The sequence below is a fragment of the Stenotrophomonas sp. Bg11-02 genome (assembly GCF_002836635.1).
Classification (GTDB): domain Bacteria; phylum Pseudomonadota; class Gammaproteobacteria; order Xanthomonadales; family Xanthomonadaceae; genus Stenotrophomonas; species Stenotrophomonas lacuserhaii.
This window is the reverse complement of sequence record NZ_PJAY01000050.1, coordinates 94713-107512: the sequence shown is the minus strand read 5'-3', so window position 1 is coordinate 107512 and position 12800 is coordinate 94713. Positions and strand designations below refer to the sequence as shown.

The following is a 12800-nucleotide window of genomic DNA, read 5'->3' as shown; positions in this document are numbered from 1 at the left end:
ATCCTGTCCGCCTTGATGAATCATCCCGATCAACGGCCTATGTGGGGCGTCGCCGCGGGCGTATTGTAAAGCGCCTTTCCATAAACCCTGCCAAGGATTCCCCCATGTCCCTCGCCAAAGCCTATGCCGCGCATTCCAACACGGCGCCGCTGGTTCCGTTCACCTTCGAGCGTCGCGCCGTCGGCGCCGGCGATGTCCGCATCGAGATCCTGTACAGCGGCATCTGCCATTCGGACCTGCACCAGGCCCGCGATGACTGGGGCGGCGCAAAGTACCCGATGGTTCCCGGCCACGAGATCATCGGCAAGGTGGTCGAAGTCGGCGCCGAGGTCACCACGCTGAAGGTCGGCGACTTCGCCGGCGTCGGCTGCATGGTCGATTCCTGCCGCCATTGCGAAGCCTGCAGCCACGACCTCGAGCAGTACTGCGCCGAAGGCGCGACGTTCACCTACAACGGCACTGACCGGCATACCGGCGAAACAACGCAGGGCGGCTACTCCGACCACATCGTGGTGGAGCAGCGCTTCGTGGTGAAAGTCTCCGGGACGCTGGACCTGAAGGCCGCCGCGCCACTGCTGTGCGCCGGCATCACCACCTATTCGCCGCTGAAGCACTTCAAGGTCGGCCCGGGCCAGAAGGTTGGCGTGATCGGGCTGGGCGGGCTGGGCCACATGGGCGTGAAGTTCGCCAAGGCCCTCGGTGCGCACGTGGTGATGATCACCACCACCCCGGAAAAGGGCGCCGATGCCACCCGTCTGGGCGCCGATGAAGTGCTGGTGTCGCGCGATCCGGAGCAGATGAAGGCCCACGCGGGCAGCTTCGACTTCCTGCTCAACACCATCCCGGTCGGCCATGACACCAATCCATACATGGGCCTGCTCAAGCGCGATGCCACGATGTGCCTGGTGGGCGTGCTGACCGAACTCGACCCGCCGCTGACCGGCGTGAGCGTGATCTTCGGCCGCAAGCACCTGACTGGATCGGCGATCGGCGGAATGGCCGAAACCCAGGAAATGATGGATTTCTGTGCCGAGCACGGCATCGTCAGCGACGTGGAAGTGATCAACATCCAGGACGTCAACGAAGCGTGGGAGCGCATGGCGAAGAATGACGTGCGCTACCGCTTCGTGATCGACATGGCCTCGATCAAGGGCTGATCAGGCAGGCGAACGGCGCGGCCCCTCGTGGTGGGTCGCGTCAAGCCTGATCTCTGGTTTTGGCCGGGCGGTGGGCTTGGTCGGGGGACGGCAAAAGCCGCATCCTGCGACCCACCACGAGGGGCTCCGCCGTTCGCCGTTCGCCGCAACGATCAGTACGCGAATTCGCGGAACACGTGGTCCACGTCGCCATTCCAGCGCCCATGGAACAGCGCCAGCTTGCGCTCGGCCGGCGTCAGGCCGGACTCGACGATTTCCTGCAGCACGTCCAGGTAATGGCTTTCGTCCATGCCGTCGCTGTTCAACGCAGCGCGGCGCTTCAGGCCGCCCACCGCGATCTTCACCGCCTCGCGCGAAAGATCACGCACCGTGCCGTTGCGGAACGGCAGGTTCATCGCATGCTTGGGCACGCCATCGCGCAGCGCGTGGCGCTCGACCAGGGTGAAATCACGCACCAGGTCCCAGGCTGCATCCAGGGCCTCATCGTCATACAGCAGGCCCACCCAGAAGGCCGGCAGCGCGCACAGGCGGCTCCACGGGCCCCCGTCGGCGCCGCGCATTTCCAGGTACTTCTTCAACCGCACTTCCGGGAAGGCGGTGGTCATGTGGTCGGCCCAATCGGTCAGGGTCGGCAGCTGGCCCGGCAGCACCGGAAGCCTGCCGGCCATGAAATCGCGGAAGCTCTGGCCGCTGGCATCGTGGTACACGCCATCGCGGTAAGAGAAATACATCGGCACATCGAGCAGGTAATCCACGTAGCGCTCGTAACCGAAGCCGTCCTCGAACACGAAGTCCAGCATGCCGGTGCGGTCGCCATCGGTATCGGTCCAGATGTGCGAACGATAGCTGAGGTAGCCGTTCGGCTTGCCTTCGGTGAACGGCGAATCGGCGAACAGCGCGGTGGCGATCGGCTGCAGTGCCAGCGACACGCGGAACTTCTTCACCATGTCCGCTTCGGATGCGTAATCCAGGTTGACCTGCACCGTGCAGGTGCGGGTCATCATGTCCAGGCCGAGCGAGCCGACCTTGGGCATGTAGTTCTTCATGATCTGGTAGCGGCCCTTCGGCATCCACGGCATCTCATCGCGCGTCCACTTGGGCTGGAAGCCCATGCCGAGGAAGCCCAGCTGCAGCTCACCGGCTACCTGGGCCACTTCATTGAGATGGGTGCCGGTCTCCACGCAGGTGTGGTGGATGGTTTCCACTGCCGCGCCGGACAATTCCAGCTGGCCAGCCGGTTCCAGCGTCACCGAGGCGCCATCGCGCAGCAGGGCGATGGTGCGGCCTTTTTCCTGCACCGCTTCCCAGCCGAACCGCTGCAGGCCCTGCAGCAGTGCTTCGATACCGCGATCACCGTCGAAGGTAGGCGCACGCAGGTCGTCCAGCCGGAAGCCGAATTTTTCATGCTCGGTACCGATGCGCCAGGCGGCGCGCGGCTTCTCTCCCGAGGCGATCACCTCCACCAGCTGCGAACGGTCAGTGATGGGCGTCTGCGCGACGTGGCTGGGGCTCGACAAGGGACAGGCTCGCTGGTGGGGTGGCGGATGGAATGGGGCTGCGGCCCCGTCATCACAAGGGCGCACTATAGCGTGAGGCCTGCCTGCGTCACGCCCTCGTGACGGACTTCAGCATCCCACCGGCGGGGGCTTGACCCCCGTACACTGGAGGGATGACGTTCGTCCCGACCGCCATGGCCGATTCCGACACGCGTGTCGAGGGTTGCGCCGACGCGCGCAGCGGCAGGCACAAGCGTGACGACCAACGGTCGTCACCCACTAAGACCAACGGTCGTCACCTGCCAACCGCCGAAGCAGACGGCCAGCGGACCCGGGCGGGGTCGAGGACCGGTAGCGCCGAGCCATGCTCGGCGAGCGCAGCGGCAGGCACAAGCGTGACGACCAACGGTCGTCACCCACGAAGACCAACGGTCGTTGCCTGCCAACCGCCGAAGCAGACGGCCAGCGGACCCGGGCGGGGTCGAGGACCGGTAGCGCCGAGCCATGCTCGGCGAGCGCAGCGGCAGGCACAAGCGTGACGACCAACGGTCGTCACCCACTAAGACCAACGGTCGTCACCCACCAAGACCAACGGTCGTCACCCATCAAAACTACCGCGCCGGGGTCAGAGACCCAGCCAGCCGCCGATGATGCCGCGCGCTTCGTCCACGCCCAGCCGGCTTTCGCCGGAGAACACCTGCACGCCGACGGTATCGCCGAAGGCCTCGTGCAGTTCCTTCTTGACCTTGTTCAACGAGATCATCTGCTGGCTGCGGCTGAGCTTGTCGGCCTTGGTCAGCAACGCATGCGCCGGCAGGCCGCGCTGCACCGCATAGGACAGCATCTGCCGGTCGTATTCCTTCAGCGGATGACGGATGTCCATCACCACCACCAGGCCGCGCAGGGCTTGCCGGGTGCGGAAGTACTGGTCGATGAAGGCCTGCCAGTGCGCCTGCAGGTCCAGCGGCACCTTGGCGTAGCCGTAGCCGGGCAGATCCACCAGGTGCGCTTCGGGGGTGACCCGGAAGAACACCAGCTGCTGGGTACGACCGGGGGTCTTGGACACACGGGCCAGCGCGTTCTGGCGGGTAAGGGCGTTCAGGGCACTGGACTTGCCGGCGTTGGAGCGGCCGGCAAACGCCACTTCGGCACCTTCACCAGGCGGCAGCTGCCGCATGTTGTGGGCCGAAACGAAGTAGTGCGCGCGTTCGATGAGAAGAGACATGGCGCATAGGATCGCATGTTGCGCTGCCGCGCGCCCGACCATTGTTTGACCGTGCCATGAACCGGCGTTGATAATCCGGCGTATCCGGGCGGAGGGCCTGGCCGGACCAGAACGGAGCTTTAGCATGCGCCACGCTCGCGTTATTGCCGTTTCCGCTGTCGCCATATCCATCCTGGGCGCTGCCGCCTGGGCGCAGACCAGCATCACCCCGCTGCCGGACAACGGCCCGATCCAGACCGCATCGCTGGAAATCGACTTCAGCAAGACCCAATGGGGCGATGCCAAGGCCGGCCAGACCAAGGCCGCCGCCTGCGCGGCCTGCCATGGCGCCGATGGCAACGCGAGCATCGAGATGTATCCCCGCATCGCCGGGCAGAGCGAACGCTATTCCGCCCAGCAGATGGCACTGATCGCCACCGGGCAACGCACCTCGGGCGCGGCGGTTGCCATGGTGCCTTTCGTCAAGGATCTCACTGCACAGGACATGCGGGATATCGGCGCGTTCTTCGCCACCCAGAAGGGCGCCGCAGGGATCGCCGATGACACCGTCGTCGCCGATGGCCCCTACAAAGGCCTGAAATTTTACGAGATAGGCCAGCAGCTGTATCGCGGCGGCGACGTGGCGCGCGGGCTGCCGGCCTGCATGGCCTGCCACGGCCCGACCGGCGCGGGCAACCCCGGCCCCGCCTATCCGCACATCGGCGGCCAGCACGCCAGCTATGTGTCCCGTCGCCTGCAGGAGTACCAGGCCGGCCGCACCGGGGAGACGGACAAGACCCACTTCCAGATCATGGCCAGCGTGGCATCCAAGCTCACCGAGCAGGAAATCCAGGCGCTGGGCAGTTACCTGCAGGGCCTGCACGACCGCGCCGACGATGTCGCCGCGCAGGCCACCGCAACGGCGCCGACCGCTGCTCCCTGACGACCGTCGATCGCCTGCGGTATCCCCCGCGGGCGCTGGCTGAGGTATGTTCATCTCCGCGCCGGCACCCGCCGGCGACTGTTTTCATGGAGATGCGTGTCGATGAGGTTGATTCCCCGTCTGTTGCTGTCCCTGCTGGCGTTGCTGCCGCTGGCCCTGTCCGCCGCGCCCGCCGCGACCGACCTGCAGGAAGGTCGCGATTACGAGCGCATCGCCCAGCCCGGCCCGTTCCAGCCGCTGGCCGGCAGGATCGAGGTCGTCGAAGTGTTCGGCTATACCTGCTCGCACTGCGCGCACTTCGAACCGCAGCTGGTCGCCTGGGTCGCCAAGCTGCCCAAGGACGTGCGCTTCACCCCCGTTCCGGCCGCCTTCGGCGGGCCGTGGGATGCGTGGGCCACCGCCTACTACGCCGCCGACCAGCTGGGCGTCGCCAAGCGCAGCCACGGTGCGGTGTTCAAGGCCCTGCACGAAGATCGCAGCCTGCCGATGCAGAACGTATCGGCCGACGAACTGGCGACCTTCTACAAGCAATACGGCGTAACCGAGGCCGCCTACGTGGCCGCGCTGAAGAGCGAGGCGGTGCAGGCCAAGGTCAGCGCCGCGCGCGATTTCGCCCGTCGCACCCGGGTTCCGGGCACGCCCAGCCTGGTCATCAACGGCCAGTTCCTGGTCAAGGGCAACAGTGCCGAAGACCAGCTGCGCATCGCCTCGGCGCTGATCGCACAGGCCCGCTCCGGCAAGGCCCGCTGAACCACATGCCATCCACACGCGGTGCCCATGCACCTGCGTGTCATCATCCGTTCCTGGCTGGCGCTCGACGCCGGCCTCAACCATTGCTGGAGAAGCTTTGATGAAGACCCGTTTCGCCCTGACCCTGATGGCCCTGCTGCCTGTCCTCGCTGCCTGCAAGGCCGACGACGGCACCGCCAATGTCGCAGCACCGACCGAAGCCACCCCGGCCGCCGAAACCGCTCCGGCAGCCGATGCCGCCGCACCGGCCACCAGTGAACAGGCTGCCGGCACCGAGCAGGCGGCGGGCAGCGAAGCCGCACCGGCGGCCGCCAACGATGCGCCGATGCGCCTGACCGGTCCGGAACCGGTGGCCGGCACCGACTACGTGGTGATCGAGAACGGCCAACCGTTCCAGCCGGTGGCAGGCAAGGTCGAAGTGGTCGAGATCTTCGGCTACGTCTGCCCGGCCTGTGCGGCGTTCCAGCCGCTGGTGGGCCCGTGGAAGGCCGGCCTGCCGGGTGATGTGAACTTCATCTACGTGCCGGCCATGTTCGGCGGCACCTGGGACGACTATGCGCGTGCGTTCTACGCTGCGCAGACCCTGGGCGTGCAGGAGAAGACCCATGAAGCCGTCTACGCCGCCATCCACGCCGAGCAGACCCTGAAGGGCGAGCGCGGCCGTGATTCGGTCGATGACATCGCCGCCTTCTACGGCAAGCATGGCGTGGATGCCAAGCAGTTCAGCGCCGCGATGAGCAGCTTCGCAGTCAATGCCAAGACCAACGCCGCCAAGCAGTTCGCCCAGCGCAGCAAGATCTCCGGCACGCCGTCGCTGATCATCAACGGCAAGTACCTGGTGAAGGGCAACTCCTTCCCGGACTACCTGCGCATCGCCGACCACCTGATCGCGCGTGAGCGTGCGGCCAAGGCCGGCAACTGATCCTGGACAAGCGCATTCCGTCGTGAATTCCCCCACATCACGCACCCTGCGCCTGCTGACGGCCAATATCCAGGCCGGCTCGAGCACCCGCCGTTACAGCGACTACGTGACCCGCAGCTGGTCACATGCGCTGCCGGCGGGTCGCAAGCGCAGCAGCCTGGATGCGATCGCCACGCTGGCCCGCGGGCACGACATCGTCGGCCTGCAGGAAGCCGACCCGGGCAGCCTGCGCTCGGGCTTCACCAACCAGACCCACTACCTGGCCGAACGCGCTGGCTTCAATTACTGGAGCCATCAGCCGAACCGGCGCATGGGCGGGGTGGCCTCCTCGGCCAACGGCCTGCTGAGCCGACTGGAACCGGTGGAAGTGCAGGACCACGCCCTGCCCGGCCGGATCGGCGGGCGCGGCGTGCTGCTGGCCAAGTTCGGCGATGGTGCCGACGGGCTGGCGGTGGCCGTGGCGCATCTTTCGCTGGGCGCCGGGTCGCGGCTGTCGCAGCTCTCGTTCATCGCCGAGATGCTGTCCGACCACCCCAACGCAGTGCTGATGGGCGACTTCAACTGCCTGGCCGAACGCCCGGAAATGCAGGTGCTGTACCAGAAGACCACCCTGCAGCCCCCCGGCTGCGTAGTGCCCACCTTCCCCAGTTGGCGACCGGACCGGGCCATCGACCACATCCTGGTCAGCAGCAACCTGCAGCAGCGCAGCATCGAAGCCGTGCCCGCAGCGTTCTCCGATCACCTGGCGCTGGCCATGTCGATCGACGTCCCGGCCAGCGCGCTGCGCTGAAAAAGGGGACGGAGGGGATTAAGTCGTTTTCGGCCGAGCAAGCGAGCCGAAAACGACTTAATCCCCTCCGTCCCCTTTTTTCTGCCATTGAAGATGCGAATCAGTCCCATTATCATAGTGTGATCGTGATCGCACAGGATGGTGCGGACGCGCCTTAGCTCTCCCCCACTTCCCGCTCCGCCTGGCCACCATGGATCCCCGGCCAGGCGCCTGTAGCGACCTGCCTGGTTGATGCCGATGACCCGTCCCGCCCCTCTCGCCCTGCGCCGCCTGCCGCAGGCCCTGATGGTTGCCCTGTGCAGCCTGGCTGCCGCACCTGCGTTCGCGCAGAACACCGCCACGCCCGATGGCAGCGCCGCCACCACGCTGGATGGCATCGTGGTCAAGGGTGAGCGCGCCGAAGGGTATTCGGTCCGCCGCACCTCGGCCGGCACGCGCTTCGACCTGGCCCCGCGCGAGATTCCGCAGTCGGTCAGCATCATCAGCCACCAGCGCATCGAGGACCAGAACCTCGACGACATCATCGACGTGCTGGCCAACACCACCGGCGTCAGCAGCACCCAGTCCGACACCGAGCGCACCGAGTTCTACGCGCGCGGCTTCTACATCGACAGTTACCAGTTCGACGGGCTGCCCACCCAGATGGTGCAGAACTGGAGCTACGGCGATTCGGGCCTGGACCTGGCCCTGTACGACCGCGTGGAAGTGGTCCGCGGCGCGACCGGCCTGCTGAGCGGCGCCGGCAATCCGTCGGCTTCGGTGAACCTGATCCGCAAGCACGCCGACAGCGCCGAACTGACCGGCAACGTGTCGGTCAACGTCGGCAGCTGGGGCCGCACCCGCAGCACCGTGGACGTGACCACGCCGCTGAATGCCAGCGGTTCGGTGCGCGCGCGCGTGATCGGCAGCTACCTTGACACCGAATCGCAGATGGACCGCTACAACCAGCACAAGACGCTGGGCTATGCGGTCATCGATGCCGACCTGACCCCGGACACCCAGCTCAGCGTGGGCTACGACTACCAGCAGAAGCGCGCCAACGGCGCGACCTGGGGCGGCTTCCCGATGCTGTTCTCCGACGGCAGCCCGACCCCGTTTGACGAATCGTTCAGCGCCAACCCGGGCTGGACCTACTGGGATACCACCAGCAAGCGTGCGTTCGCCACGCTGGAACATGCCTTCGCCAACGACTGGAAGGTCAAGCTCGGCGCGACGCATGACACCACCAAGGCCGACGACAAGCTGTTCTACCCGGCCTACAACGACTGGACCACCGGCGCCTCGCTGCTGGACAGGAACACTGGCGCCGGCGTGACGCCCTCGGCCGGTTTCTACAACACCGAGCGCAAGGTCAACGCAGTGGACGGCTTCGTGGAAGGCCCGTTCCAGCTGTTCGGCCGCGAGCACCAGTTCATGGCCGGCCTGAGCTACAACAAGCGCGAGTTCGCCAATTACGGCGACTACCAGGTCGGCTGGGCGCCGCTGGACAACTATCTGGCCGGCGTGGGCAGCTTCCCGGAGCCTAACTGGGCGGCCACCCTGCCGTTGCAGAGCGAAGGCACCATCACCCAGAAGGCCGGCTATGCCGCCACGCGCCTGTCACTGGCCGATCCGCTCAAGCTGATCCTCGGCGCCCGATACACCGACTGGAAGAGTGAAGGCGAAGGCGACGACCGCTCGCACACGGTCACCACGCCTTACGCGGGCCTGGTGTTCGACATCAACGACACCTACTCCACCTACGCCAGCTACACGGAGATCTTCCAGCCGCAGACCGCGCGCGACCGCAGCGGCGGCTACCTGGATCCGGTGGACGGCAAGAGCTACGAGATCGGCGTCAAGGGTGCGTGGTTCGACAATCGCCTGAACGCCTCGGTCGCGGCCTTCCGCATCGAACAGGACAACGTGGCGCAGGTCACCAGCGAGCCGATCCCCAGCCGCCCGGGCGAGTTTGCCTACGTCGCCGCCCGCGGCACGGTGAGCCGTGGTTTCGAGTTCGAGCTCAATGGTGAGCTGGCCCCAGGCTGGAATGCCACCTTCGGTGCGTCGCGCTACGTGGCCAAGGACATCAACGACGCCAACATCAACACCAACCTGCCGCAGACCACGATCAAGCTGTTCACCAGCTACACCCCGCAGTCGCTGACCGCGCTGACCGTGGGTGGTGGTGCCAACTGGCAGAACGGCATCTACTACCCGGTGCCGGCTTACGGCCGCATCGAGCAGGACGGCTACGCGCTGGTCAGTGCCTTCGTGCGCTACCGCCTCTCGCCGGAGTTCAGCGTGCAGGCCAACCTCAACAACCTGCTGGACAAGCAGTACTTCTCGCAGATCAACGGATATGGCGCGTATGGCGATGGGCGTAACGGCTCGCTGACGTTCACCTACAACTTCTGAGTCTGGCAAGTGACGACCAACGGTCGTCACCCACCGATGTAGAGCAGGGGCGGATCGAAAGATCCGCCCCTTACTGCTTTAGAAGCGCAGGTCCGCCCTTGCGTACCAGTAACGTCCACGCGGGATGTCATACGTGGAAGCGTCGTAGCCGTTCAACGAGCACGACAGGCAGATCGGCGGATCCTTGTCGAACACGTTGTTCAGTCCCAGGCTCAGCTGCAGGCCCTTCATCCAGTCCACCTTGTAGCCCACCTGCATGTCATGGAAGGTGGTGGCGGCCAGCTTGTTGGTACCAGCGACCTGGTCACTGCAGATCGGGAAGGCGGAGGCGTCGCCGCACTGTTCAGTGAGCTCGGAGATGTGCCGCACCGTCCACGAGGCATTCCAGTTGTCCAGCGCCCACGATACGCTGGCATTGCTGGTCCATTCCGGGATTGAACTATCCGCCACCTCCACGCCCGGCTCCTGCGGCTGCCGCTGGCCGGCCGCGCCGAGTGCCTCGTAACGGCCAACGAAGGTGTTCTGCCAGCCCAGCTTGAACTGACCGATGTCGGTCTGCGGCAGGGTGTAGAACAGATCCACGTCCCAGCCATCGGTCTTGATCGAACCGAGGTTGGTCAGGCGGTTGTTGAAGCTGCTGATCGCACCGGTGTTGGCGCGGGTGATGCCGTTGCAGTACAGCGGGTCCAGTGAATCCACGCACAGGTCCAGCTGGGTCTGCGCGTTGATGGCCTGGATGGCGCCCTCGATGGTGTGGCGGTAGAACGTCACTTCCACGTCGAAGCGCTCGGACCATTCGGTATTGTTGGCAAACCACGGGCTCCAGACGAAGCCGGCACTGAAGCTGCGCGAATGCTCCGGATCCAGCTCGATGTTGCCGCCGGTGGTGACCGAGATCTGCGAGTTCGCCGACTGGAAGCCGGTCGGCACGCCGAGCGCGGCGCAGTTGGCTGCATTGCCGCGTGGTGCATCGCCGCCCAGGCCGATCGAGCACGGATCGAAGATCTGCAGGTCAGCGCGTGCGGCCGAACCGTACAGTTCTCCGATGGACGGCGCGCGGAAGCCTTCGGCATAGCTGGTACGCAGCACGAAGTCATCGGTCACTTGCCAGCGCAGGCCATATTTCGGCGTGAACTCTCCACCAAAGGTGGAGTAGTCCGAGTAACGTCCCGCCAGGCTCAGGTCCAGCTTCTCGCCCAGCGCGCTCTTGGCGAAGATCGGGATGCTCAGCTCCAGGTAGGCTTCGTTGACGTCGTAGGAACCGGACGTCGGCAGTGACGGGACGCCGTTGTAATGGCCGATCACGGTCAGCGGATCGGGCTGATAGGAACCCTCGTACTTGCGGTACTCGTAGCCCGTGGCGAACGCTACCGGGCCGGCAGGCAGGGTGAACAGCTCGCTGGAGAGGTTGGCAGTGAACAGGCTCAGCTCGTTCTGGCTGCGGTCACGCACCACCGGCTGGATCCACTGAAGCATCTCGGGGGTGATGCTGCCTACACCGCCGAAGATGTTCAACGGCACGCAGCCAGGCGTAGATGCGCATACCGCCGGGTCGCCGAGTGCGGTGGCGATGTTGAAGATGTTGTAGCTGCCGTAGTTGGTCTGCTCGGCCTTGTTCTTGCTGTACATGCCGTTGACGTCCCAGAACCAGCTGCGGTCCGCGGCTTCGAAATCACCCACCAGCCCGGTGGCAAAGTAGCTGGTATTGACCTCCTGCTCAAACACACGCGCGCCGCCTTCCACCGGGCGTCGGCCAATGAACTGCATGTTGTCCGAGGAAACAAGATCGAAGCCGAAGGGGTTGAACGGATTCAATGCCGAGATGGTGATGTTGTCTGCCAGCGGGTTGCCGGTGGCGCCATCAGGGCCGAAGAACAGCGGCTCGGGGCCGGCCTGGTTGGTCGATTCACGGCGGTTGCTCAGCGCCTTGACGTACCACTGCAGGTTATCGGTGATGTCAAAGCGGAACTGACCGAAGACACCTTTGCGCTCGGATGGAGTCAACAACAGGTTGTATTCAGCGAAGTTGAAGCGGTCTGCGGTGGTGAAGCAGTGGTAATCATCACTGCGGCTGCACCCGGCGCTGCCATCGTAGTTGGGGGTGCTGGCACCGTTGTTCGGCACGAGGTCCTGCACGGCGCCGGTGTTGGGATCGATGAAGCGGAAGCGCCCCTGCGGAATGCCACCGCTGCCGAACGTCAAGCCAGTGCCCGGAACCGGGAAGCGCGACTGCTCACGGGTCCGCGCATACACCGGATCCTGCTTGGTATAACTGGCTCCCAGGAACAGACTGTAACGGTCGCCCTGCGTGCCCCAGGCCAGGTCGATGCCCTTCTGCGTGCCATCGCCCTTGCTGTACTCGCCGTAGTTCATCGTCACCTGGGCGCCATCGAAATTGCGGCGGGTGATGATGTTGACCACACCGGCGATGGCATCGGAGCCGTACAACGACGATGCGCCGTCTTCCAGCACTTCGATGCGTTCGACGATGGCCAGCGGAATGGTGTTCAGATCGGTCGCCGAGCCGACGCCGGAGGCGGACGATTCGTTGACCCAGCGGATGCCGTCAACCAGCACCAGCACGCGCTTGGCGCCGAGGTGACGCAGATCAACCTGTGCCGAGCCGGCCCCTACGCCGCTGCCATCGGGCGGGAAGCCGAAGTTGCCCGACGAGTTGAACTTGGCATTCAGCGCCGAGCCCGATCCGGTGAGCTGCTGCAGCACCTCGCCGATGGAGGTCAGGCCGGTGCGTTCGATTTCAGTGCGGGTGAGGGTCTGGATCGGTAGATGGCCTTCGACCTCGGCACGCTTGATGCGCGACCCGGTCACTTCAACACGATCCAGGTCAGTGGCGACACGAGGGGTCTCCTGCGCCATGACGCTGACGGAGGACATCAGGCCGACGCACAGGGATACGGCGACCGCCAACGGGCGGTAATGCAGGTTGTTCATTCGCTTCTCTCTCTCCAGATGGGCGTGCTAATCAACTGCGGAAATCACACAGCGTCCTAGTTGTAAACAACTTGTAAAACATACGGCGTGACCTGGTCCTCGCTTTCACCTCGGCTGCACAAAACCCACTTGGGAGATGCGATGGCTGGCAAGACCCGACGCGGTCACGTGAACAGCAGAATTCAGGCG

The 12800-nt window shown here is 65.3% G+C and carries 9 protein-coding genes; 6 read left to right on the top strand and 3 right to left on the bottom strand.

Going from position 1 to position 12800, the window contains the following annotated elements:
• The first annotated feature begins 104 nt into the window (after positions 1 to 104).
• On the top strand, positions 105 to 1157 hold the full coding sequence (locus CXG43_RS05030) for an NAD(P)-dependent alcohol dehydrogenase (protein ID WP_101098951.1): 1053 nt from the start codon (positions 105 to 107) through the stop codon (positions 1155 to 1157).
• 152 nt (positions 1158 to 1309) lie between these two features.
• On the opposite strand, the gene CXG43_RS05025 is transcribed toward CXG43_RS05030, so the two are convergent.
• A complete protein-coding gene (locus tag CXG43_RS05025) occupies positions 1310 to 2674 on the bottom strand; it encodes a glutamate--cysteine ligase (protein ID WP_101098950.1) in 1365 nt (454 codons plus the stop codon).
• Between the two features lie 604 nt (positions 2675 to 3278).
• Entirely contained in the window at positions 3279 to 3878 is a 600-nt protein-coding gene (gene yihA / locus CXG43_RS05020; RefSeq protein WP_101098949.1) for a ribosome biogenesis GTP-binding protein YihA/YsxC, read from the bottom strand.
• A 124-nt stretch (positions 3879 to 4002) separates the two neighbouring features.
• Between yihA and CXG43_RS05015 the strand changes: the two genes are divergently transcribed.
• The 5 genes from CXG43_RS05015 to fhuE all read left to right on the top strand — a co-directional run bounded on the left by CXG43_RS05015 (position 4003) and on the right by fhuE (position 9659).
• Positions 4003 to 4800: a c-type cytochrome gene (locus tag CXG43_RS05015; protein WP_101098948.1), complete on the top strand. Its 798-nt coding sequence runs from the start codon at positions 4003 to 4005 to the stop codon at positions 4798 to 4800.
• A 102-nt stretch (positions 4801 to 4902) separates the two neighbouring features.
• The gene (locus tag CXG43_RS05010) at positions 4903 to 5550 is read left to right on the top strand and encodes a thiol:disulfide interchange protein DsbA/DsbL (protein WP_101098947.1); all 648 of its coding nucleotides are present in this window, start codon (positions 4903 to 4905) and stop codon (positions 5548 to 5550) included.
• 100 nt (positions 5551 to 5650) lie between these two features.
• Positions 5651 to 6472 carry a thiol:disulfide interchange protein DsbA/DsbL gene (locus CXG43_RS05005; RefSeq protein WP_101098946.1) on the top strand — a complete coding sequence of 274 codons (822 nt, stop codon included), beginning with the start codon at positions 5651 to 5653 and terminating at the stop codon, positions 6470 to 6472.
• A gap of 52 nt (positions 6473 to 6524) precedes the next feature.
• Positions 6525 to 7262: an endonuclease/exonuclease/phosphatase family protein gene (locus tag CXG43_RS05000; protein WP_191769632.1), complete on the top strand. Its 738-nt coding sequence runs from the start codon at positions 6525 to 6527 to the stop codon at positions 7260 to 7262.
• 237 nt (positions 7263 to 7499) lie between these two features.
• On the top strand, positions 7500 to 9659 hold the full coding sequence (fhuE, locus tag CXG43_RS04995; protein WP_198551399.1) for a ferric-rhodotorulic acid/ferric-coprogen receptor FhuE: 2160 nt from the start codon (positions 7500 to 7502) through the stop codon (positions 9657 to 9659).
• A gap of 78 nt (positions 9660 to 9737) precedes the next feature.
• Here the strand turns inward: fhuE and CXG43_RS04990 are convergent, their stop codons facing one another.
• Entirely contained in the window at positions 9738 to 12554 is a 2817-nt protein-coding gene (locus CXG43_RS04990) for a TonB-dependent receptor (protein ID WP_232767612.1), read from the bottom strand.
• Positions 12555 to 12800 lie beyond the last annotated feature (246 nt).